The following is a 23,123-nucleotide window of genomic DNA, read 5'->3' as shown; positions in this document are numbered from 1 at the left end:
AGGAAGATATTGAAAAAAAAGAGACAGGACCTTCATGTCCTGCCTCTTTCAGATAACACGGCTTTATTAAATTAGAGTATGTAAAATTTGCCTGGCTGGTACACCGTCGGAAGGTGCTGGTCCTTCATCATCTGCTTCAGATCTCTCTCAATATTTCTTGAAATAGACATTACCGGGGTATCCGTTGGCTTGTTCTCGAACGGGTCCTGCAAATGGATCGCCATTTTTTCGATCAGGAAGAAACTGGCGGTGATCACGATCAGTACGGGCACCATCAGAAAACCAAACAGGTCGACCAGGCCGAAAGGAAGTAACAGGATAAAAAAGTGCAGCGCAAGATGAATGTACAAGCTGTATGTCGCAGGAAACACGGTGTTTTTGATACGCTCACATTTTCCCATCGCATCACAGAGCCTCGTCAGCGTACCATCGATTTCGATCTGCTGGTATGGATTCACCCAGCCTTGCTTCAGTGCATTGTTAAGATCACGCGCATGCAGCTGGATCAGCCCTACATGCTTGTTATCGAAGTCTTTCAAAAATTCGCTTTCTTCTTCCGAAACAAATTTCTGAACAGAAGGCATCGGGTCTTCTTTTCTCAGGCCGTTGCCCAGGGCGTAACACCAGGCAATTTGCCTGCGGATAAAACGGTGCTTGAACCCATCGATATTTTCAGGATCATAGGGATCTTCGATCAGAAACAATACCTGACGGGCCAGCGTCCTGGAATCATTGACAATGGCCCCCCAGATGATCCTCGCCTCCCACCACCTGTCATAGGCCTGATTGGACCGGAATGCCAGCAACAGGGAAATAATGGTCCCCAGCACGGTAGGCACCGTCATCGGAATGGAAATATTGGTGATATGGAAATTCTGATATATGATTTCAATCGCCAGACCATAGATCGTCACAAACAATATTTCGTATTTGATTTTCCCGAAGATATATTTTACAGGAATGTTCTTTTTTAGAAGCATAAAAATATAGCTTACTGATTGGTGTATTTGATAAAAAGCTACGCTTTACTTATCTGGTGCTTTGCAGCCCGGTAAATGCCGACTCACCGATCAGATCTGTGTCCACGAGCGGAAGGCCGCTTTTCTTGATTACCGGCACAGCATCCATACTGCTCTTGCCCAGTTTGGGCACACCCATGCTTTCGGAATATGCAATAACATCCACTTCATGGAACTCGAGGAAGTTTTTGAAAGCAGCAAGCTTGTTGCCGTAGAAGAATTCGATTTTGATCGTCATCAGCCTGTCTGAATAAAGATCCTTCAGTATTTTGCACTCCCGCCAGAATTCTTCCGGAACCAGATCATACTCTCTTTTTCTGTAATTGGAAAAAAGCAGGTCCTGGATATCGTCGGGAACGTGAAAAAGATGCGTGAAAATGATGTGGGTCTCCTCCTTTGTATTTCTAACAAACGTTTCGGCAACGTTCAGGGACTCATTGCTGAAATTGGCCGGAATGATTACTGTTTTCATATCTCGTCGGTTTTGATTAACAATGATTTATCTTAAAAACTTGACAATACAATGTTACAACGACGACATTAACACCACTTAAAAGAGGGATTATAATACGTTAAGGGAATTATTAGAACCGGATTAGAGTATTAAAATGGCATTAGAAAAACTCTAGCGATAGGGTAAAAAGATTTTAAATGCGGTGCCCTGCCCTACCTTGCTGCTTACTTCAATAGCACCTTCGTGCATTTTAATAATATTGTGGGCCAGTGGCAGGCCGATGCCGTAGCCTTTGTATTGCTCCGTATTGGATGCCCTGAAGAAAGGTACGTAGATCTGGGCGATCTCCCGGTCCGGAATACCAATCCCTCGGTCTATTATTTCAATGATGGAATTGGAGTCATCGGCAGTAATAATGATGTCCACCGGTTTGTTGTCGGAATATTTGCAGCTGTTCAGCACGATATTGGCAAGTGCCGCCACCATCAGCGTTTCATTTCCGTTGATCGTGAGCATCTGTTCATCGTGCGGCAAGTTATCAAAGTTGATCTCGACTTTGTTAGAGGGCATAATTTTATTAACCGCCTCCTTCACTGTGATGACAAGTTCATCCACCCGGAGTTTCTCCCACTGATCTTTTTTGCCGTCAAAACCCGTCTGTGCAAGACTGAGCATACTGTTTGTCAGATGTTCCAGCCTCTCGGCTTCTTTGAAAATTGTCTGAAAAGAATCTCTTGCGATTTCGGGGATCTCATCCAGTGAAAGCCCGAGCTGTGCCTCACCGCTGATGATCGTGAGCGGGGTCTTGAATTCATGGGAAGCGTTACTCACAAAGTTGTTCTGGATATCAAAGGTGATTTCCAGGCGGTTGAGCATATCATTGAAAGTATGGGAAAGGTCTTCAATTTCATCCTTGCTGCCCTCAATAACCAGCCGCTGGTGCAAGCTATGCGCGCTGATGCCTCTTACATTCCTGATAATACGCCGGATCGGGTTGAATACCTGGGCCGAAAAAAGTTTTCCCAATGTAAAAACAAATACCAGTGAGATAAAAAAGCCCATCAAGAGCAGATTTTTAAGATTTTCCTTTTCCTCCAGTCCGTAGAGATCTACAGCAGAAGATATCATGATGATGTTCTTACCCGACTGGTGGATATTCAAACCTACATAGGAAGTGTCGTTTTTGAAGAAACGCGCGGGCTCCTTCCTGATGATGTTATCATAAAAAGAAGGCGGTACCGGCAGCCTTTCTTTCAGTTTTTTTGCTTTTTCCACCTCGCTTTCCCATATGATATGATGCTCTTCAAAAGGGAGATCGCCCAGGTGCTTTTCCTTGATATCGTAATAAATAGATGTTCTTGATTTATTATCCTGCAGCGCAGCGTGCCCTACAATGTCTGAACGTACTTCGAGCCGGTGAAAAAAACTGCTGGAAATGCTGTCCGAGGCAAAAATGTATATGAAAATACTGAGGGACGCGATGATACCGGCCGTCAGGATCGTAAAAATCAGTGAGATTCTATTTTGGATCTTCATAAGACTGCCGCATCACATAACCCATTCCAAAAACGGTATGGATCAGCTTGACGCTATTCTGTTTATCGATTTTTTTTCTGAGATAATTGATATATACATCCACAACATTCGTACCGAGATTGAAATTGATGTCCCAGACATTTTCCAGGATCTCCATTCTGTTCAATACCTTGTTCTGGTTAGACATCAGGAATTCCAGTAACCTGAACTCCGTAGCGGTAAGGTCTATGGGCTGCCCTGCTCTCTGCACTGTTTTAGTAATAGTATCCAGCACCAGGTCCGCAATCTGTGAGGAGGCATTGTTTTTCGTTTTTTCTGGTTCTTTTCCCCGCCTGGTAAGCGTCCGGATGCGCGCCTCGAGCTCGGCAAGCTTGAAAGGCTTGGTAATGTAATCGTCCGCACCAGCATCGAGACCCGAAACGATGTTCTCCGTCGTACCCAGCGCAGTCAGCATGAGAATCGGCGTGGCCGACCCTGAGCTGCGGATCTTGCGGCAAACCTCCATCCCATTGATCACCGGCAGCATCAGATCAAGAATTATGATGTCAAAAGCATGCTGGGAAGCCATTTGCAAACCCGATTTTCCATCCATCGCCACAGTTATTTCATAGCCCGAAACCGACAGGCTTCTCTGGATCAGGGATATTACGCTTGGTTCATCTTCGATAAGCAACAACTTCATTAGTATAATAAATTGGAGAAGTTCAGGAATACTGAAACGGGGAAAATACTGGCTATATTATCTTACACTTTTACGGCAATTATGATTCCCGTTGCCCAGACCTGCTTCGTCAGTACCAGATCATTTCTTTCTTCAAGCTCTTGAACGAGCCGTATTGCTTTCAGGTCGTGCCCCTCGGGCCAGTTGGGCTGAGGCAGCATGTCGTCGATGATGTATAGCCCGCCTTTGTTGAGCATGTTCAACACCTCATCCAACAGCAAGTATTTGCCATGCCACGTATCGGCAAAAATGTAATCGTATCTGTGTTCGAGATTCTCTTCCACCCAGTCGCCGCCGTCGGCATGTTCAAAGGTCACACGCGGATCAGTTCCGAGGTGGTCCTTTGCTATTTCCAGAAAGCGGGCATCATTGTCTACAGAAACCAGGACCGAATCTTTGTCCATACCGTCGAGGATCCAGGCGGTAGAGAGCCCTGTACCTGTTCCCAGTTCCAGGAAGGTGCCGCCGGGCTTGGTCGCAGCCAGCGTTTTCAGCAGCGAGCAGGTCTGAATATCAGAAGCCATGGTAAATCCTGAATCTTTGGTAGCCAGATCAATCGCTACATAAGCCTCGGGCAGGGAATGGTTGATTTCGTCAGTCATGATTTTGGTTTTATTAAAATAAACAACCTAGATGTCCATAGCCATCGCCGGGTCGCTGATGCTATGCCTGCCTGTTTCCACCCTGCCGGCCACGCGGCGGAGATATCCGTTTTCCTGTTTCATTTGAACCGAAAAATCATACCAATTACCACTCTTCACAAGCGGCCATTGTTTTTTTACCGTCGCTTTCGCAGGCAGCTCAAATGGCCAGGGGCCACCATTTTCGTAAGCATTTGAAATAATACTGACCCCTACGGGATGCGTATTTGGATTATGCATTTCGATACGGATACCTCCTTTTTTGTGGTCGTAGGCTACGGTAATTTCCGGCTCCGGTTCTTTTATATTTCCTGAAAAACCCCAGAAATAACCATTGGGCCCAAATACTTCCAGGGCATATTGCCCCTCATCGCCTCCCAGTTCCCAGTCGTCGGCGAGCGACTTTCCTGCTTCAACGGTGTAGCGTCTGGGAATGCGGTCCAGATGTTTGAGGTCATATACCTGAAAAACTGCCCCTGCCGAACCGGCATTCTCAAATTTCAGAATGATCTTGTTCTCAGCTTTCTGCAGCTGCGAGCGGGTATGCAAGCGGTAAGGCAGCGCCCTGGAAAAGCGTGTCCCTTTTTCCTGGAAGAGCGGCGAAGGCTTTTCCGGAGCCGTGGCCTTGGGCAGCAACTTTGAACTTGCTTCCATGTCGGCATAATGGGTCGTATCGGGCAGCTGGGGAAAAACAGGATCATTGGGATTCACAAAGTCAAAAGCCGAAGTGAGGTCGCTGCTCACCGCCCGGTGCCACGGGCTTATCGCCGGGATTTTTACATTGAAACGTTTTTCAATAAACTGACCGACCGAAGTATGGTCCGCTACGTGAGAATCCACCCAGCCACCTTTGCTCCACGGAGAAACGATATACAAAGGAACCCGCGGGCCCAGGCCCCACGGCCTTATGTTACCGGTTATGGTATCTCTTTTATCCTGATAAATCCGCGTTCTTACCGGGCCGCCCTTGCTCATACTTGCCGCATGGAAAGGATTGGGAAATTCGGAATCTCCTTTGTCATTGTTGAAATACATACCCGCCAGGTCAAGCGTAGACTTGCCGGCAAGCGTACCGTCTGTATTATAGGAAGGAACAGCAGGTGCTGGCAAGTGATCAAAAAGCCCGTCGTTTTCGTCGAAAGTAAGAAAGAAAACCGTTTTGCTCCATACCTCAGGGTTGGCAGTGATAGCCGTCAGTACCTGATGTGTAAAATCGCCGCCACGGTTCGGACTCGAAGGTCCGCTCGGGTGCTCGGAGTTGCTTTGCGACGGCAATATCCAGCTTACCTGCGGCAATGTATTGTTTTTGACATGCTCAGTAAGATCTTCCAGCGACCAGTGTTTCATACCGTTTTCATAGATAGGCGACCCGGGCTTGGCATTACGGAAACTTTCAAAAGCCAGGCAGCCGTGCATTGCGCCGTCCCAATTGTCGTTCGGGTCCTGGTAAATTCGCCAGCTGATGCCTGCTTTTTGTAAAACATCGGGAATCGTATCCCACTGCAATGCAGAGCCCCGGTAGGTGTATCCAGGTTCCGGCAAGCTGCCTTCAATCCAGCATCGCAGGTTTACCGGCTCCGAATCCGCATCCGTACAATTAATTCCGGCGGCACGTTTTTCGGGGTCAAAATTGGAACCCGACCAGAAAACGATCCGGTTCGGGTCGGTACCTGTTGCTATGGAACAATGGTGTGCATCGCTGATCGTAAAGGATTCCGCCAGCGCATATTGGAAGGGGATTTCTTCCCGGGTGTAATATGCCATGGCATACGGTGTTTTGAACATCGGCCAGAAACCATATTTGCCCTGGTTCCATGCAGCCTGAGTGTCCGGAAAATCATGTGGGGTACCATTGACAAGCGCCGCGTTCATTGTCTTTTTATTTGCACGGTAAGGTGAAAAATCCCTTTTGCCATCAGACTGTACAAATGCCCTCTGACCGCTTTCCAGCGGGATCGGAAAACGGTCGCCAAAGCCTCTCACGCCCTTCATCGTACCAAAATAATGGTCAAACGAGCGGTTTTCCTGCATCAGGATCACGATATGCTCCACATCATTGATCGTTCCGGAAACATTGTGGGCATCAACGGCGAGCGCCTTTCTGATCAGTGGCGGCAGCATATTCAGCGCCCCCGCAGCGGCAGCGGAAATCTTGATAAACTTTCGGCGGTCTATTTCAGACATGATCGTCAGGGTTTAGCGGACTGTATGCCGAAAATTCATGAAATAACCTCAGGAAAGCAAGAAACGGCCTAAGCGGCTAAAAGAAAAGGACCGGAAAAATCCGGCCCTTAGGATCAACACTGAAGAGAAGGGAATATAAATAAGGAGGAGGAAATTTACCGGATGCGTAAAAAAGGACTTGTATTTCCTAGTCTGATCTGCTCAAATTGGCCGATACCACGATTCAGTTTGTTCTTCATCAGGTAGTCAAGCAGTTGCGACCTTGTAGGGGTTTTGCCTGTATATAAACTTCTGACACCTTTCCAGAACTCATGACCTTCTTCGGTCGCATCCCAGCTTTTAAAAACGGTGATCAGGAATGATTTAGGTGTTTTGTCGTCGATGACGTAATCGTTGAGGGTGCATTGTTCGGCCATGCGGTTGCCTAGACCAAACAGCGGGAACATTTCGCGATAAAGGTTTTTTCTTTCTTCTAAGCGCATCTTTGTGTGAGTATCTGACAGGTTGTTGAATTAGTTCTCAACGAATTTAAAAGTAGTCTCACAACCTATTATTATTAATGGGGTGATAGCCGGGAAGTCCGGGTCAAAAATGCCAAAAGCTGGGGTTTAGGATTCTGCGATCCGGTTCAAAATATTACTGCTGAATAAGATAAGATATGAGCGGGTTTGCGGTAATGCTACCGCACCGTGTTTTCCAGAACAATGATAGACGGGCTGGTAGACAACCACTTTTTCCCTAGTCCTGTGGTATCTCCCATCGGTATAAAATAAACGAAAGAACCCAAGACAAGATCAACGTCTCCGTCCGCATCCATATCACCGGCGTCCATTACCACCCAACGCCCGTTCGGAGCCTCAGGGAACGAATAGTCTTCAAACTGTAAATTGCCCGTATTTTTCATGTAAATAAAGCTTTCTTCCGGGTAACGAAGGTAGTCGGGGAAAAACGAAATAGCAGCTATGTCCAGGTCACCGTCCAGATCATAATCTCTGACCAACGCCTTGTATGCGCCATTTAGCTGGTAGAAGTAGGATTGCCGGAAGTTGGATTTGCCATCATTCAGGAAAATATATATGCCATGATAATCTTTTAATATCGGTGTTTTATCGGCATTGTCCCCGCAGACATATACGATATCATCAAAACCATCTTTGTTAAAATCGACCACTTCAATGTGCTGCGATCCGTTGAGCGGCAGGAAGGATAGCAGCCGTTTTTCCTTGAATTGCCCCGAGCCCTGATTTTCGTACAGAAAAACGCCCTCATCTGCCTGCGCCATAAGTACGTAAATGTCCATCAGGCCGTCGTTATTGGCATCTTTAATAATGGCCGTAATCGCGCCGGGCTTCTCACGCAGGACCCTTTTGTCATAACCGCCTCTTCCGTTATTCTGGTACCAGGTCAGCTGGCCGGTTTCGTTGCCATATTCGCAGGCAACTACATCGTCGAGTCCATCTTTGTTCAGGTCACCATACGCCATAAAAACCGGCCGCAACAAGTTCGGAATCGCCATTAATCCGAGCATATAACCCGGCCCGGATCCATTTTTCACCAATCGTTGCATCGCCCCGGCACGTGCGTCCGTGGGAAAAACTCCGTTCCCGACGGTTGTCAGGTACAACTCATTTGATTTTTCGTAAAAATGGATCGGCGTCGATTCCAGGTGCAGGCTGGAATGCTCATCGAGGCCAGGGGTCATCAGCGTCAAAACATTGCGTTTACCTTTTCCGTCACCGAACAAAATACCCCGGTTATCCGGAAGGATTTTGACCATGGTGGTCAATGCAGGGCGATTGGAAAAGGCCGGTTCCCTGTATTTGAAATGCTTCAACCCCATCCGGATCTTACTTTTGCGAATGGGCGGCGGGATGGTATCCGGCGCATTATCCAAAAAATACTTTTCTATTTTGCCCCAATCCTCTTTTGCCAGAACCGGGCTTTCCGGGTAAATATTGGCATTTCGAACGATTGCCCCGCTTGCGTTTGCTTCAAACAGACTGTCGGGCCGGAACCCGCCGCTGTATATACCCATCCGGTGCGCCATAGCGGGAAGTACTTTTTTCCAGCTGCTTTTTGGCAATAAGTCGGGGCTGACAAAAGCATGGCAGCGGCTGCAATGCGTTACGGACAGCTCCCTTCCCGAGAGCCCCGAAACCGGCACATCCTTAAATTCAAGTTTATCACTCCGCTTCTTGGTCGTACATGAAATAAACAGGTGCAGTAGAATACAAAATGGGATTACTAGTTTCATATACTAAAAGGAGTGAAAACACGAAGAAAATACTCATCCGGACTAAAAAGTGACTATCAGCGCTTATCGGAATATGCCGTTCTCAGACTGGGGATGAATTGTTTCAGTGCCTTGTTGCGCTGCATCCGCTGCCATATCACCGGGGCCCAGGAACGTTCGGCACAATCGTGCAGTCGGCATCGCTCGCAGGTTTCATTCACTTCTTTCCGCATAAGTGCCGGGTCGTCCAGAAAACCGACCAGGGTTTTCAGGCGATCGTTCAGCGCAAAGCCCGGGGTCAGGCTGCTGTTGTACCCGTGTCCCGGCGGCGAGTCCCTCGCAAGGCTTATCAACAGGTAACGGTTGGAGGTATCGACGAAATCTGCGATCTGTGCCTGACACAAAGCGGCCCCATCCCATTGATAGGCAGCCTGCAGCCTGCCCAGGTCTTCCAGTATGCTCAGTGATACCCAGCGCCGGCAATAATGCTCGTTCACCGACCCATGCATGAAAGGCAGCTTCGCAGTGTGCATTTCCTGGGTGGGCTTGAACGAATTAGGGTTCAGCACATCGTCAAACCGAAGAAAAAACAACTCCTGAATCCCAAAATGCCGGTACATAATATTGCTGATGCGGTGCATGAATATTTCGGGCGTAGCATCAAAAGTGTTCATCAGACGGACAAAGCCGTCAGGTGCAGATGCGCAACAAATCCTTGAAAGCGGATAAAGTCTCCAACGCAAAAGTGACCCGTGAAGGCGAAGTCGGCGCTCCAGGGACGCCTCACCCATGTTCTAGTAAAAGCAGGAGACCAGATCCGTAAAAACACGCCCCAGTTTGTGATCGAGGCCATGAAAATGGAAAGTACCGTCACGTCCGCACAGGAAGGAATTATTAAAGCGATAGTTTTGTCAGAAGGAATGCTCGTGGAGCAGGATGATTGCGTGATTGTGATTGGCTGACTTTGCGCCTGTAAATCTTCCAAAAAAAACCGGGATGGCAGATTGCCATCCCGGTTCTCAAAAAGAGCTGTAAGCTTTGGCTATCAGAAATTTGAAGCTCTGCCGGTATCCCACCACAAACGGGTTGCGATATCATCCTTAGCACCTGCTCCCATTTTCGATACTGCATCTGCAACAGCAGCAGTATTCCCGTTTCTTTCAGCATTTACAAACGGCATTCTCTTGATCCACTCAGTTGCCGGAATAATACCCCAGTCAGCATTGCTGTCATTTTTGGCGACATGTGGTATTTTTGGGTAACCGGTACGCCGGAAATCCACCCATGCTTCCTGTGTATTCGTGAAGTTATTAAGGTATTTCTGCGTAATGATTTTTTCCAGTTTCAACTCGTTGGAATCTGCATTGTTCCAAGCCACGGTAATGGTGGAAGCGGCAGTAAAATTATTACGGGCGTCAACAGGGTCCACATAACTGATAGGTTTGCTGGTAGCATCAGCAATATAGGCGTCTACGCCGCTTCCACCCCAATCGGAGAACGACAGCTTGATACCTTCCTCATAGTTGGTTTTAGGGTCGCCTGCACCAGCCCAGCCTCTCAATCCGGCTTCTGCTTTCAGAAAAGCTACTTCCGCAGCGGTGAAGTTCCTTCTGAATTGAACAGTCTGGAAATCTTCGGCCACTCTGGAGAAAGGCACGTGATCCGCTTTCGCTTTGATATATGCTCCATTCCGAACCCCTTTGTAAGGTACAGTTGGATGATCGGCGTAAGTGCCGGGATTAGCAGCAGGAGCAAAATATTTTGAAATCCGGCCATCTTTCAAACCAACCATAAACGATTCGATCGGGGCGCCCATGCGGGTATCATCCCATTCGTAGCTGATCTGGGCAACCGGTATCTTGCTTCCTTGCAATGAGTTGGTAAAATTGTCGGCATTCGTGGCAATCAAACCAGCGGGATCGGCCAGTGCCTTTTCACCTTCCGTTTTTGCCATTGCCGGATCCACTTTTGATATACGGATGGCCAATCTCAGGCGCAGGGAATTCACAACTTTCTGCCACTGGGGGATACTGCCACCATATGTTGAAGGATCAAATTTCTTAAACCCGACATACTCCTTGTTGGCATTGAATTCTGTCTGGATAGAATCCAGCTGCTTGAAGAAAAGCGGATAAAGGTCAGACTCTTTGTCATATAATATTGAATTTGCGGTACTTCCGTATTGGGAATAGATAACCGGCCCGTGTACCCCTGATAATTTGGATATACCGTAAATACGGATCAACTTAGCCCAGGTCGCAAAAAGCGGCAAGTTGTATTCTTGGGCGAACTGGATTACCTGCTTTGCAGGCGCCATAATGCTACCGTACACACGATCCCAGTATGTATTCCAACGTATGTAATAGGTAGTGTTATTCACGTTCCCTACAAAATCAGTTGGCGTACCCATGTACCCCATCCAGTTGTCGGAGCACAAATCTTCTTCGATCTGATGCCCGTTGAGGTTAAAGATCATACCAGCTATCGGAGAGCCAACGAGGTTGTTATCTTCGAGCAGCTGCTCGTTCGAAATCTGAAAAGGATTTCGGTTATCTTCCATAAAATCTTCCGTACACGCTGCGAATGCAATCGCGGATATCAATGCTATAACTATTTTTTTCATGTCAATAACTTTTTGAGTTTTTAGAAAGAGAACTTCAGGTTCAAACCATAGGATCTTGTGGATGGCAATCCAAACACATCGGTCGATTGCAAATCATTATTGGTACTCATAGCCTGCTCAGGATCGAAAGGTGCTTTTTTGTAGAAGAAGAACAAGTTCCTTCCTACGAAAGAAATTGAAGCATCTTTCAATACATTCCCTTTGGTTTTAATATTATAGCCGATCACAAACTGCCCCAATCTTACGTTGGTTCTTGAGTACACATAAGGTTCCATGATCTTGTTTCTGTCGCCGATGGCAGAATAGTAGGTATACGGAGCGATGGAAGTAACGGCCGCGCCTTCCGGCGTAACGGCGTTGATGGGTACTGAACCCGCATCTCTCGCCTCCGCAGACCTCTCGCTTACACCATAAGAATCCAGGAACGCCTCTGTTTTGGAGAATGCAACACCACCGAATTTACCATTCACTAGTACGCTAGCGAAGAAGTTACGGTAAGTTAAGTTGTTGGACCAGCCGAGCAGGAGTTTGGGGTTTACATTACCGACCAACTCTTGTTTACCAGCTTTGGTAGGGACACCATTGGCATCCAGGATGATCTGCCCTGCCTCGTTCCGCGCGAATTTGTAAATATATACGTCGTTGAATGAACCGCCGGCCTGGATGATAGAGGCAAATCCTTCATTATCCCCACCTACCCTGTAATTTGGATTAGATGCGATCAGTTCTACGATTTTATTTTTATTTTGAGAAGCATTGATCGTTGTATTCCAGCTGAAACGATCCGTGCGGAAAGGCTCTGCATTCAAGGTCAGCTCAAATCCGTTGTTCTCGATCCGCCCCGCATTCACGTAGTAAATTGTATATCCCGAGCCCGAAGGTGCCGGCAGGGTCAGGAACTGGTTGGTACTGACGCCCGTGTAATAGGTAAAATCAAGTCCTAACTTGTTGCGGAAGAACTTCGTTTCCAGGCCGTACTCGTTGGCTACAATTTTCTCAGGTTTCAGGGTGGTAAATGGTACCTGTGTGGGTCTGGTAATTCCACCAACACCCTGCGCAGTGCCTGCACCGCCGATAGTAGCCAAAGGCGCAACCCTGTTATAAGGTACCTCGTTGGCCGTCTGGGAAAACGAAGCCCTTACTTTCAGCAATGAAATGGCCTGAGGCAAGTTAAGCATCTGGCTGATTATGGCGGACCCTCCGACTGATGGGTAGAAGTAGGATTGATTACCGGTCAGCGCCAGCGTAGAAGCCCAGTCGTTACGTCCTGCCAGATCCAGGAACAGGAAGTCCTTGAACCCGAGCGACAGGTTGGCAAATGCGCCTTGCTTAACTGTATTGCTGTAATCCGGATGGTTATTGAAAACTACGTTGTACGGCATATTCGAGAAGGTGAATATGTTGGGGTACTGCAATGAATTCGTGCCATTGTTGACAGTCATTCCGTCGAAGTACCTGTTTTTCTGGTAGCTAAGACCCGCAAGTGCATTCAGACTGAATTCCCCAAAGCTCTTGTTGTAGGAAAGGATACCATCTGTATAGATCGCCTGATCCGTGTATCTTGCGTAATTCCAAGTGCCGTTCGGACCGACGCTTACAGAATTGCCGCCCGCCGCGTAGCGCTTATCATCCAAAACATTGTTATAGTCGATGTTGGCCCTTACGTCGAACTTAAGATTATCCAGGATATCATAGGACAGTTTCACATTAGCAATGAGTCTTTTGTATGATTGCAGTTTTGGATTCCTGTTGATTTCCCAGTAAGGATTATTCTGTTTCTCTTCAGTAGAATACCAGTTCATCTTGTTCATGTTCCGGTCCTTATTGAACACCGCGTAGTTGTCTTTATAGCTTTGGAAATCACGGTCTCTCGCAAACAGGTACAAGCCGGTCAGGGGGTTGTTATAGTAACCAGCACCCGGACGGTTTTTGGAAACTTCGTAAGACATAACCACGCCGGAACTGATCGTGATCTTATCTTTCAACATTCTGGTGCTTTGTCTGAACGAAAAGTTATTCTTGTGATAGGTATTCGTTGGCATGACACCCTTCGAAGAAACGTTCCCGTACGAGAAGTAAACATTCGTTTTCGCGTTGCCGCCGGTGATGGCCACGGTGTTGGTGGCTGTTACGCCGGTCTGGAAGAAGTCCTTGATATAATCTTTCTGATAATTGTCGGATTTAACCTCTGGTGTTCCTACGGGAGTCCAGCTGTAATCCCCGCCCACAGTTCCGTAACGATACTGGAAATCCGGAAGACCGGATACCTTCTCCAAAACCGCATTGGAATTGAAGTCCACAGACAATTTGCCCTCCTTGCCTTTTTTGGTCGTGATCAGGATGACACCATTGGCGCCCTGGCTACCATAAAGAATAGAAGCATTCGCCCCTCTCAATACACTGATACTTTCGATATCACCAGGATTAATAGCAGAAAGACCGTCACCGCCATCTGTTCCACCGTAAGAACCCGGCTGCCCGCCTTTGTTATTCACCATCGGAATACCGTCGATCACGTACAGTGCCTCACTCGATCCCTGAAGCGACTTGTTCCCCCGGAGCACAGCCCTGGTAGAACCGCCCGCACCCGAACTGCTAACCTTGATGTCTATACCCGCGGCTTTACCGTTAAGGGCATCGACAAAGTTGGTGTTGGCAGCTGCCCTCAATTCCTGGCCGCTGATCTGCTGCGTTGCATAGGTTAAGGCTTTCTTGTCTCTCTGGATACCAAGGGCCGTTACCACTACTTCTTCAAGTACAGCAGCGGACGTTTCCAGTACCACATTCACCACACTTTGTGATCCAACCGTCACTTCTTTCGTATTAAAACCGATCGAAGAAAATATCAGAACTGCTTCGTTACCAGGAACCTCGATCGAAAAGTTGCCCTCCGCATCCGTGCTCGTACCCACCTCTTTTCCTTTCAACAATACAGTAGTGCCCGGAATAGCTTCCCCCTTGCTGTCAGTTACCTTGCCAGTAATTGGTTTGACGATGACATTTGTAACCGTTGTATTTAACGAGCCTCCCGATTTCATGGGTGCACCCAACGATGCGCTCATCGAAGCCGTAAAAACGACGATTTGGTAAAAAGTAAGTTTCATCCATTGCGGACATTTTACTTCTTGTTTTCTTTTCATAATGTTTGACTTATTAAATGTTAGGTAAAATTGTACAAAGCGACTCCATACATCTGTAGAGATGATCAAAGCCACAAAACCTTATTAAGTGCTGACTCTAAGGCTTATTTTTAAGTATTGATAGGGATGAATGTAGAGGGTTACGTCATAGGCAATTTTATTTTTTTATAGCGAAACGATAATTTATAGGGTAATTAATGCAATGAACAACCTTTTAATTTTGATTTTTTTGCCAAAGTAACAGTTTAATTAGGTAATATTTACGTATTACCAGTTAATATTTTAAATTTTTTTAATTTATGTGAAAACCATCAAGTATCTGGACGTTTACTTAGATTTACTTGGTAACCCACCATCAAAAGAACACGGAAATTCGGGGCGAAATGTACCGAGGATGTCTCCGCTGCGTATGCATGAGAATTATCGACAGCAATTGGTGCTGTTTTGACCGCTGGAAGCCGGCTTTTTTAGAGCATTGAATCGCCGTTTCATATTACCAAAAGGTTAACAAAATTTAGGCCGTATAATAAATAGGGGTTTCTTGAAAACAGAATGTTAACTTTAAGGCAATAAATTAAAACAGAAACCATACTTAACAGGCTTCGCTGTTTATTGCAACCATGTCACTGAGTCCGCGCTTTATTGCTTTTATACTTGCCTTTCTCATTTCGCTCATTACTACCAGTTTTTTGGCTTTTGTGGAGGGCGTTTCCACCGGGATGCTTTTTGTTGCAGCCATTTCTTCCGCCATTTCGTCCTTTTTCCTCGTACTGTATACAGTCGATATTCTTGTTTTCAGGGAAGTGAATAAAATGTACCGGACCATTCATAAGCTCAAAATGAAGGATTTCAATATGGCGCCCCGTAAGAAGCTCATTCAGGAATCCAACCCTCTCAGAACAATCAATGATGAGATCTTTGTGTATGTGACCAAAAAACAAAAAGAAATTGACGAGCTCAAAAAGCTGGAACTTTTCCGCAGGGAATTCCTGGCCGATGTTTCGCATGAATTCAAAACGCCGATCTTTGCCGCACAGGGATTTATCCACACCTTGCTGGACGGTGCCATGGATGATGAAAAAGTCCGTGAAAGATTCCTGGTCAAAGCCGCTAAAAACCTGGACAGCCTCGATATCCTTGTCAAAGACCTGCTGGTTCTTTCGCAAATGGAGACAGGGGATATCAAGATGAACATCGTCCCTATGGATATACAGCTGATGGTCACGAATATTTTCGGGAGGCTCGAAAACATTGCCCAGGACAAAAACATTACTTTAAAAGTGAAACCGGATGATCTGACTGAGGTGTGGGTGAAAGCCGATCCCGACCGGATGGAGCAGGTCATGCTAAATTTGATTGAAAATGCAGTGAAATATGGCAACGAGGGCGGAAAGGTAATCGTCCATTTTAATGAAGGTAAAAAATACATCGAAATTGCGGTTAGAGATAACGGCCCCGGCATTCCGCACGAACACCTCAACCGCATATTCGAGCGGTTTTACCGTGTGGATAAAAGCCGGTCCAAGGAAATTGGCGGCACAGGTCTGGGCCTGGCGATTGTCAAGCACATACTGAACGCACATGACAGTAAAATTGCAGTTATGTCAAAACCTGAAAAGGGGACTACGTTCTCGTTTAAGCTGGAAAAAGTGTTTGCATCCGCTGTGCCCGAAAGCGAGAATACCCTGTCACAACTGAATTCTTAATCCATTTATATAACTCATAAATAACCATCTATGTTTGTACATAACGTATTTTTCTGGCTGAAAGAAAAGGACAATGAAGAAGCCCGGAAAGCGCTTCTTGCGGGTATAAAGTCCCTCGAAGCTATCGAATCCATCGAATCCGTTTACATAGGAACACCTGCTTCGACCCGTCGCCCGGTGATCGATGCAACGTATGATTTTGCCGAAATCCTGATCTTCGCCGACGAAGCTGCGCATGACGTATACCAGGTACACCCCCTTCATACGAAGTTCGTGGCAGACTGCGCCCATCTTTGGGAACGCGTCGTAATTTATGATGTGGAAGCCTGATACCAAGTGCTAATAATTGTTAACAAGTTATCCACATGTGTCATGTGGATAACTTGTTAACAACATTGCATGAAGTCCATTTACAGGCGATTAAGTAACATTTACAGTTAATCCACACTGTGGATAACTTCCTTCACCTCTTTCCAAAGCTTCCTCCGTAACGGCTTTTCAGGCACTATTCCCTACCCCATTTCGTTTTACAGGCAGTACAAAACGAACTAATGCCATGACGAAAAATAGATTAGTGTTTCCTGTATTAATAACTATCATCGCTGCGGTGGGGATTTCATCTTGCACTTACAGATCCTACCACCCGGGCTATGATTACGGGTACGGATATGGTTACAGATATGCTCCGCCACCGCCCAGGGTGGTCGTAGTGAAACCAGCCCCGAGGAGAATAGTCCGCGCGGACAGGCACAGGTCAAGCCGGTATAACGACCGCAGCTACAGACGTCAGTACAACCGTGGAAACCATTACGGACACGACAACGGCCGAACCCGCGGGCCGAGAAGATAGATTAATAGGAAGCCTTAAATAGAAAAGGTCAGAAGTAGAAAACCCTTCCACTTCTGACCTTTTTATTTTGGGTTAAACCGAGTGCCATAGTTTCAATTCAAGTCGACCGCATCACCTGTCCTCATCTTCCCCTACATATAGCGACCTGCGTGATCACCCTATTACCAAACTATTTTACCAGGTTAACCCCGCCCGGAAACGAGGCTGCTATGCCGGTGCAAAAATAAAAAAGGGGATAATTCAAAGAAATCGAATGATAGAATGAAATTGACTACAATTAAGATGAACTCCGGCAGCGGGTTATATCCTAACTGAATCATTTTTTTTTATTTTTGCAACCATGGATATACTTGATATACTAGAATCCCATGCACATCTATATCCCGAAAAGCTCGCTTACGGATACATCGGGAAGGAAGGGGAACTGACTGAACAGCTGATTTACAGCAAATTATACCAGGAAGTACGCAGTGCCGCATACCAGTTAAGGGCTAAATACCCGGTAGATTCCAGGGTTATTATTCTGCTACCAACCGAGGCTGCTTTCATCCGCTTTTTTCTGGCCTCTCTCCACGCCGAGCTAATCGCAGTCCCTTGTCCCATCGGCTACTCCGAGTCCGGTATTCACCGAGTTCTGAACATCATCAGGGATTGTAATGCAGCAAGTATCGTCACGAATCGAAAAACCTTCAAAATGCTCTTTCAGAGGCAAACCGACGCCTCGAAAATATTACAGGACTATGACATTGACTGGTTTTTTACGGATGATTTTGACCCCGCACTACCCCCAGATGAAACAGTAAGAAGGCCTCTCGACGACAACAAACCAGCATATCTCCAATATACTTCCGGCTCCACAAGTCTTCCGAAAGGGGTAATGGTAAGTCACACCAACCTGGTTACGAACCTGAGTGCAATCAACAATTGTTTCGGCCGTACCGCTTCAAGTACATCTGTAACCTGGCTTCCGCACTACCACGACATGGGGCTGGTCGACGGTCTGCTGTCACCCGTTTATACAGGGGGCACGGGATATGCGATCTCACCGCTTTTATTTATCACAAAACCAATATTGCTTCTTCAGACGATCTCCAAATATCAGGCAGGTTTTTGCGGTGGTCCCGGCTTCGGGCTGGATCATTGTGTGGCCAGGATTACGGAAGAACAATTAGCTGAACTGGATCTCAGCTCGCTGCAGGTGCTGTATGTAGGGGCAGAGCCGATCCGGATCTCAAGTCTGGAAAGATTTGCAGAAACTATGCGCGTTACCGGATTCAGGCCCGATAGTCTTGTCCCTGCCTATGGACTTGCAGAAGCTACGTTAGCAGTAAGCCTGCATTTGCATGGAACTCCACGGACTTATCAGAGGATTTCAGAGACCAATTCCAAAGAAGTTGTTGCCTGCGGACCGCCGGTTGAGTTTACCGAGGTGGTTATTGTTGATCCTGAGCAAAAAAACATTCTCGGCGATGCAGAAAACGGAGAAATATGGGTTAAAAATGCAGGCGTCGCGTTAGGCTACTGGCAAAACGCCGAAGCTACCGAATCGACCTTCAAAGCCTACACAAGTTGTGGGAAAGGACCGTTTCTGAGAACCGGAGATCTTGGCTTTATGGATCAGGGAAAGCTTTTCATTACCGGCCGTACCAAAGAGCTTATAATCATCCGGGGCGTCAATTATTATCCGCAGGACATTGAAGAGGCTGTCAGCGAATGTCATGAAGACATCCAGCCACATGCCACTGCCGCATTCTCAGTCGAGACCGGCCAGGGCGAGGCACTGATGATCGTGAGCGAAGTGAGACGTATAGTACAGACGGATACTGACATGGAGGTGATCAAAAACAGGATCGGTCAAAGTGTAGGCCTGGCATTTGGCTTGGTGCCGCATAAGATTATTCTAATACAGACCGGAAAACTCCCGAAAACGTCCAGCGGCAAAATCCAGAGGCTCAAGACAAAAGAGGTTTTTGCACTTAACTAACATTGGACCTTATACGTTAAATGCAAAAAATGTTTTTTTAAGACTTTAAAATGTTTATTTTCACAATACTAATTAGTTTTCTTGCTTTCTACCGTCAATAAAAATAATGAACAAATCATTTACAGAAATCTCCGGATGGATAGTTGAGCACATTGCTCTTCATGCCGAAATGGATCCAAAGGAAATAGCCCTCGATACAGATATTATAAATTTTCGTATGGATTCTCTTCTGATGGTTAGTATCACTTCCGAGCTGGAAGAATGGCTTGGAATGGAACTCAGCCCCTCTATTTTCTGGGAAATGGGTACGATTGCCGCAACCACTCAGTGGATACTTGAAAATCAGGAAGTAGAGTAGACTGCCTTTGCCTCTTTTGCTTACTCAACTGTTCACAATAAAGAATTCTTATGTCCACAATGACTATTTGGTCATCTCAAAATGAGGTTAGCCAAAATTATTCCGAACTGATCGGAGATGTGAGACAGTCCAACCCGGTCCATTTCAACATGTTTGGGGACCTGGTCGTTATGGATTATAAGAATGTAAAGCAGATTTTCTCAGACGCTGAGAACTTCCGCAACTTCGATTTTACCGAGAGATTCCGTATTGTATCTGCTATTGCCGATCATGACCCCGGCCTGCTGGAATTCGGCGAAAGCCTCCGATACTGGCTTTTATTCATGAATGGTGAACAGCATGCGGAACACAGGCGTTTCGTAAACAAAAAGTTCTACCAGGCCGATTACGAGAAAATTACCCTCGAAGCCATCGGAGAAATCATGGAAAATTATGGGGACAAAGAAGAGGCAGATTTGGTAGACATCGCCAGAAAGTTCAGTTTTCTGATCATCAGCAAGATCATTGACATGGAAAGCTCGGACTACGATTTTATTCAGAAATTCTCCTATGTCATCACGATGATATTCGAAAAAACACTGGCTATCAATGATCTGCTGGAATGCGCAAATATGTCCAGGCAATTCAGCAGCTATCTTTCCCAGACACTCAGCCGACAAGAAAAAGAACTCACAAGCAGCCTTCTGGTCGAAATGAAAGAAGTAATGGGCAGTGCGCGTATCCACCATCTGGTAGGTACCTGGGAGTTTCTGGTAAATGCAGCCACCGAGACCACTACCTTGTTGCTTACGAGAAGCATCGTTACGCTCATGGAAAACAGGGACAAGATCATAAACTGGAATGCGCATAACGAATGTGCCATAGCGGTAGAAGAACTGATCCGTTATGTAAGCCCCGTGAATTGGATACCCCGGCAGGTCAATAAAGCTATTGTTTTCGAAGGGTTGCAATTGAAAGTGGGGAAAACCGTGCTTGTGGGCATTGCTTCCGCCAACCGCGACCCAAAAATCTTCAAGGATCCCGATACGTTTATACCTACCCGGAAACCCAATCCGCATATCGGATTCGGCTTCGGTATACACCATTGCGTTGGCGCCAGGCTTTCACGTTTTGAAATGCAAAAATTCCTGCCAAGGTTTATGACAGCCTTCCCGAATATCCGGTTACACCCTCAAAAGGCTTGTGAATGGGATTCAAAAGTATTTTTCAGAGGTTATAAAAGCTTGCCCGTTCTTTTAAGGTAAGGCATAATGATCAAATTCACAGACTTTTCATACTTCTTTCTGCTTTTCGTGATCGTTCCGGCTTATTACTGGACGCCAAAGACAAAAAAGTGGATCCTTCTGCTGATACTGAGCATTTTATTCAATATCAGCTGGAGCGGATGGTATGTAATGGTATGGACGCTACTGGTAACAATTTGTTATTGGGCCGGCAAATATCTGGGTGATCATTCCCGGTCGAAACGGCAACGGAAATTAATACTGACAACCTCCGTAGTCATTTGCATACTGCCGCTGCTGTTCTTCAAATACCTTGTACCCATCAATAATTCGGTTTCTCCGGTAACCCTCAACTGGCTCGCGCCAATCGGCATTTCCTACTATACTTTCCTGATCATCGGCTACCTCACCGACGTACACCGGAAATACATCAAACCCGAACATCATTGGGGCTACCTGGCCTTGTATCTGGGATTCTTCCCAACCATTCTCGCCGGCCCTCTGGAACGGGCTCGGCAGCTCATTCCGCAGCTCAGGAACCCGGTCAGTTACGATCCGGATCATATTAAAGCCGGCGTTTATTTCATAGTCTGGGGGTTGTTCAAGAAAATAGTGCTGGCGGCAAGACTGGGCGAGCTCACCAACCCTGTTTTCGACAATCCGGGAAACTATACGGGAATCTCCGTTACGCTGGCAATCCTGCTTTTCTCTGTCCAGCTGTATTGCGATTTCGCCGGCTACTGCGACATAGCGACTGGCACAGCCAGACTGCTTGGGATAAGGCTGAGCAAAAATTTCGCCAACCGCTATTATTTCACGCCCTCCCGCACCGAATCCTGGAACTTCTGGAACATAACAGTCACCTCCTGGTTCCGCGATTACGTATTTTTTAACATCAGCAAAGGGGTTACCAATCCCGGAAGACTGGAGTTAAACCGGCTTCTGACTTTCATTATCACCGGTTTATGGCACGGACCCAGCTGGTCATTTGTGATCTGGGGCTCTTTGCAGTGGGCTTACATCAACTTCGAAATGAGGACGCGGCTGTTCTGGCAAAAATTTTATTCGGGCCTCGGTTTTAAGATCGGTTCTTCGTCTCACAATGTCTGGAGGATAATCGTCAGGCTACTTACTGGCACATTGATCATGGGCTGGTTCAGGGCGGCGGAATTGGAAAGCGGGCTAAAACTTTACGGCAGTATGTTCGGCTTTTCATCAGGAACGATGTCCATGGTCACACCGGGCTTCTTTCTGACTATGACGCTATTTTTGATCATGGACTATTTTAATTACCAAATGGGTGAAAAAGAAGACATTGCGTCCTATCTTATGAAAAGGACGGTGCGAAGACGGAGGGTTTCTTTTCTTATTCTCACCCAGCTTGTCCTGATATTTGGCAGAACAGCAGTAGCCAATTTTTATTATATTCAATTCTGATAATAATGTTTGGACACATGAAAATCCGGGAACAAAATGCTTAATACTGTCGTCAAATGGCTTTTGCTGCTTGTTGCGATCAAACTGCTGGCAGTCGTTTTGACTGCGCAGTTCGATCCTGACCCGAGAAGGGACATAGCCACACGTGAGGGTCTTTGCCGGAAGTTTAATCCTGATGCCGTATTCATCGGTACGAGCCGTACACTTTACGGAATCGACTCGGAAATTTTTGACTCATTAAACAATCAAAAAACACGCAGCTACAACCTGGGATTGTTCAGCCTGTCATTTTCAAATTCGCTGAGCATTGCTAACCAGCTAATTACTAATGAATCAGGAGTTAAAACCATATTTATAGAATTAAGTGCTCTTGATTACAACACCATTTTATTACGCCCCGGCAATATATTTCAGGACGTTGTATTCAGGACCAAAACGATGGCGGATTGTTCCACTATCAACACCACCGACAAGCTGAATGGTTTTCTGCAGGGGTTCAATACCACGCTGTTCCAATTATTTTCGATAGCACCCGAGATGGATGTGATCAAAAGAAAAATACGTACGTCATCTGACCCGATCGAAGGAAGGCCTGATCTGCGGCCGAATGGTCATCAGTCGGTGCCTTTCGCGATTCCCAGGCTGAACACTTATATCGAAGAAAATAAAAAATCGGCTGGAAAAATGATCGCTGTCGGAAAATCCTGCGCGCCAAACTCTTTTTATCTGTCCAATATCGAAAACCTTATAAAACTGGCTGAAAAAGGCGATAAGAAGGTTATTTTTTTCTATCCCAATAATATTTCCAAAGGTGAGTTTCAGATTCTCTCGCAAGTTGGGCCATACATTCCTGAAAAGCACCTGATAGGCTTTCCTGCCGATTCACGGTTCGCAGATTTTTTCAATCCCGAAAATTTGTTTGATTCGCACCACTTTAATGAAAAAGGCTCGGCTATGTATACACGTTTTTTGTACGAAGAGTCATTAAAACGATCTGACAACCTATGAACAATA

20 protein-coding genes are annotated in these 23,123 nt (G+C 46.4%); 9 read left to right on the top strand and 11 right to left on the bottom strand.

The annotated features are described in order from the left end of the window. Positions 1-71: 71 nt before the first annotated feature. The 9 genes from FBF61_RS19295 to FBF61_RS19255 form a co-directional block, all read right to left on the bottom strand. Positions 72-980, bottom strand: coding sequence for a bestrophin family protein (locus FBF61_RS19295; protein ID WP_138480269.1), 909 nt, complete (start codon positions 978-980; stop codon positions 72-74). A gap of 49 nt (positions 981-1,029) precedes the next feature. Continuing rightward, positions 1,030-1,491: a hypothetical protein gene (locus FBF61_RS19290; protein ID WP_138480267.1), complete on the bottom strand. Its 462-nt coding sequence runs from the start codon at positions 1,489-1,491 to the stop codon at positions 1,030-1,032. A gap of 153 nt (positions 1,492-1,644) precedes the next feature. Beyond that, positions 1,645-3,009: a sensor histidine kinase gene (locus FBF61_RS19285; protein WP_138480265.1), complete on the bottom strand. Its 1,365-nt coding sequence runs from the start codon at positions 3,007-3,009 to the stop codon at positions 1,645-1,647. Continuing rightward, entirely contained in the window at positions 2,993-3,691 is a 699-nt protein-coding gene (locus tag FBF61_RS19280; RefSeq protein WP_138480263.1) for a response regulator transcription factor, read from the bottom strand. Before FBF61_RS19280 ends, FBF61_RS19285 begins: the two co-directional genes overlap by 17 nt. 62 nt (positions 3,692-3,753) lie before the next feature. Then, positions 3,754-4,332, bottom strand: coding sequence for an O-methyltransferase (locus tag FBF61_RS19275; protein ID WP_138480261.1), 579 nt, complete (start codon positions 4,330-4,332; stop codon positions 3,754-3,756). Positions 4,333-4,359: 27 nt separating this feature from the next. Next, entirely contained in the window at positions 4,360-6,555 is a 2,196-nt protein-coding gene (locus tag FBF61_RS19270) for a phosphocholine-specific phospholipase C (RefSeq protein WP_138480259.1), read from the bottom strand. Positions 6,556-6,710: 155 nt separating this feature from the next. Then, positions 6,711-7,037, bottom strand: coding sequence for a hypothetical protein (locus tag FBF61_RS19265; RefSeq protein WP_138480257.1), 327 nt, complete (start codon positions 7,035-7,037; stop codon positions 6,711-6,713). A 197-nt stretch (positions 7,038-7,234) separates the two neighbouring features. After that, complete coding sequence (locus FBF61_RS19260; RefSeq protein WP_138480255.1) at positions 7,235-8,809, bottom strand: FG-GAP repeat domain-containing protein; 1,575 nt, start codon at positions 8,807-8,809, stop codon at positions 7,235-7,237. A 56-nt stretch (positions 8,810-8,865) separates the two neighbouring features. Next, entirely contained in the window at positions 8,866-9,462 is a 597-nt protein-coding gene (locus FBF61_RS19255; RefSeq protein WP_138480253.1) for a hypothetical protein, read from the bottom strand. 78 nt (positions 9,463-9,540) lie between these two features. Here FBF61_RS19255 and FBF61_RS19250 point away from each other — a divergent pair, with 78 nt between their 5' ends. Continuing rightward, positions 9,541-9,750: a biotin/lipoyl-containing protein gene (locus FBF61_RS19250; RefSeq protein ID WP_229215127.1), complete on the top strand. Its 210-nt coding sequence runs from the start codon at positions 9,541-9,543 to the stop codon at positions 9,748-9,750. Positions 9,751-9,833: 83 nt separating this feature from the next. Here FBF61_RS19250 and FBF61_RS19245 read toward each other — a convergent pair whose 3' ends face one another. Beyond that, positions 9,834-11,411: a SusD/RagB family nutrient-binding outer membrane lipoprotein gene (locus FBF61_RS19245; protein WP_138480250.1), complete on the bottom strand. Its 1,578-nt coding sequence runs from the start codon at positions 11,409-11,411 to the stop codon at positions 9,834-9,836. A 20-nt stretch (positions 11,412-11,431) separates the two neighbouring features. After that, positions 11,432-14,551 carry a SusC/RagA family TonB-linked outer membrane protein gene (locus FBF61_RS19240; protein WP_138480248.1) on the bottom strand — a complete coding sequence of 1,040 codons (3,120 nt, stop codon included), beginning with the start codon at positions 14,549-14,551 and terminating at the stop codon, positions 11,432-11,434. A 620-nt stretch (positions 14,552-15,171) separates the two neighbouring features. Here FBF61_RS19240 and FBF61_RS19235 point away from each other — a divergent pair. The 8 genes from FBF61_RS19235 to FBF61_RS19200 all read left to right on the top strand — a co-directional run bounded on the left by FBF61_RS19235 (position 15,172) and on the right by FBF61_RS19200 (position 23,117). Further along, on the top strand, positions 15,172-16,257 hold the full coding sequence (locus tag FBF61_RS19235) for a sensor histidine kinase (protein WP_138480246.1): 1,086 nt from the start codon (positions 15,172-15,174) through the stop codon (positions 16,255-16,257). A gap of 30 nt (positions 16,258-16,287) precedes the next feature. Continuing rightward, positions 16,288-16,587 (top strand): Dabb family protein, encoded by a 300-nt coding sequence (locus FBF61_RS19230; protein WP_138480244.1) that lies wholly within the window; start codon positions 16,288-16,290, stop codon positions 16,585-16,587. 226 nt (positions 16,588-16,813) lie between these two features. Beyond that, a complete protein-coding gene (locus FBF61_RS19225) occupies positions 16,814-17,107 on the top strand; it encodes a hypothetical protein (RefSeq protein ID WP_138480242.1) in 294 nt (97 codons plus the stop codon). Between the two features lie 340 nt (positions 17,108-17,447). Then, positions 17,448-19,091 carry a fatty acyl-AMP ligase gene (locus FBF61_RS19220; protein WP_138480240.1) on the top strand — a complete coding sequence of 548 codons (1,644 nt, stop codon included), beginning with the start codon at positions 17,448-17,450 and terminating at the stop codon, positions 19,089-19,091. Between the two features lie 106 nt (positions 19,092-19,197). After that, positions 19,198-19,449: an acyl carrier protein gene (locus FBF61_RS19215; protein WP_138480238.1), complete on the top strand. Its 252-nt coding sequence runs from the start codon at positions 19,198-19,200 to the stop codon at positions 19,447-19,449. Positions 19,450-19,499: 50 nt separating this feature from the next. Continuing rightward, positions 19,500-20,693, top strand: a complete 1,194-nt coding sequence (locus tag FBF61_RS19210; RefSeq protein WP_138480236.1) for a cytochrome P450 — start codon at positions 19,500-19,502, stop codon at positions 20,691-20,693. A 6-nt stretch (positions 20,694-20,699) separates the two neighbouring features. Then, complete coding sequence (locus tag FBF61_RS19205; RefSeq protein ID WP_138480234.1) at positions 20,700-22,109, top strand: MBOAT family O-acyltransferase; 1,410 nt, start codon at positions 20,700-20,702, stop codon at positions 22,107-22,109. Positions 22,110-22,145: 36 nt separating this feature from the next. Next, the gene (locus FBF61_RS19200) at positions 22,146-23,117 is read left to right on the top strand and encodes a hypothetical protein (protein ID WP_138480232.1); all 972 of its coding nucleotides are present in this window, start codon (positions 22,146-22,148) and stop codon (positions 23,115-23,117) included. Positions 23,118-23,123: the final 6 nt, after the last annotated feature.

This window comes from Dyadobacter bucti (assembly GCF_005869225.1).
Lineage (GTDB): Bacteria > Bacteroidota > Bacteroidia > Cytophagales > Spirosomataceae > Dyadobacter > Dyadobacter bucti.
The sequence above is the reverse complement of the archived record's forward strand: the minus strand, read 5'-3'. Positions and strand labels throughout refer to the sequence as shown.

Excerpts from the sequence above, each read along its gene's own strand:
- FBF61_RS19280 (WP_138480263.1), bottom strand. The coding sequence starts at position 3,691 with ATGAAGTTGTTGCTTATCGAAGATGAACCAAGCGTAATATCCCTGATC.
- FBF61_RS19200 (WP_138480232.1), top strand. The coding sequence starts at position 22,146 with ATGCTTAATACTGTCGTCAAATGGCTTTTGCTGCTTGTTGCGATCAAA.
- FBF61_RS19295 (WP_138480269.1), bottom strand. The coding sequence starts at position 980 with ATGCTTCTAAAAAAGAACATTCCTGTAAAATATATCTTCGGGAAAATC.
- FBF61_RS19265 (WP_138480257.1), bottom strand. The coding sequence starts at position 7,037 with ATGCGCTTAGAAGAAAGAAAAAACCTTTATCGCGAAATGTTCCCGCTG.
- FBF61_RS19275 (WP_138480261.1), bottom strand. The coding sequence starts at position 4,332 with ATGACTGACGAAATCAACCATTCCCTGCCCGAGGCTTATGTAGCGATT.
- FBF61_RS19255 (WP_138480253.1), bottom strand. The coding sequence starts at position 9,462 with ATGAACACTTTTGATGCTACGCCCGAAATATTCATGCACCGCATCAGC.
- FBF61_RS19220 (WP_138480240.1), top strand. The coding sequence starts at position 17,448 with ATGGATATACTTGATATACTAGAATCCCATGCACATCTATATCCCGAA.
- FBF61_RS19210 (WP_138480236.1), top strand. The coding sequence starts at position 19,500 with ATGTCCACAATGACTATTTGGTCATCTCAAAATGAGGTTAGCCAAAAT.
- FBF61_RS19260 (WP_138480255.1), bottom strand. The coding sequence starts at position 8,809 with ATGAAACTAGTAATCCCATTTTGTATTCTACTGCACCTGTTTATTTCA.
- FBF61_RS19240 (WP_138480248.1), bottom strand. The coding sequence starts at position 14,551 with ATGAAAAGAAAACAAGAAGTAAAATGTCCGCAATGGATGAAACTTACT.
- FBF61_RS19205 (WP_138480234.1), top strand. The coding sequence starts at position 20,700 with ATGATCAAATTCACAGACTTTTCATACTTCTTTCTGCTTTTCGTGATC.
- FBF61_RS19270 (WP_138480259.1), bottom strand. The coding sequence starts at position 6,555 with ATGTCTGAAATAGACCGCCGAAAGTTTATCAAGATTTCCGCTGCCGCT.
- FBF61_RS19235 (WP_138480246.1), top strand. The coding sequence starts at position 15,172 with ATGTCACTGAGTCCGCGCTTTATTGCTTTTATACTTGCCTTTCTCATT.
- FBF61_RS19290 (WP_138480267.1), bottom strand. The coding sequence starts at position 1,491 with ATGAAAACAGTAATCATTCCGGCCAATTTCAGCAATGAGTCCCTGAAC.
- FBF61_RS19225 (WP_138480242.1), top strand. The coding sequence starts at position 16,814 with ATGACGAAAAATAGATTAGTGTTTCCTGTATTAATAACTATCATCGCT.
- FBF61_RS19215 (WP_138480238.1), top strand. The coding sequence starts at position 19,198 with ATGAACAAATCATTTACAGAAATCTCCGGATGGATAGTTGAGCACATT.
- FBF61_RS19285 (WP_138480265.1), bottom strand. The coding sequence starts at position 3,009 with ATGAAGATCCAAAATAGAATCTCACTGATTTTTACGATCCTGACGGCC.
- FBF61_RS19245 (WP_138480250.1), bottom strand. The coding sequence starts at position 11,411 with ATGAAAAAAATAGTTATAGCATTGATATCCGCGATTGCATTCGCAGCG.
- FBF61_RS19230 (WP_138480244.1), top strand. The coding sequence starts at position 16,288 with ATGTTTGTACATAACGTATTTTTCTGGCTGAAAGAAAAGGACAATGAA.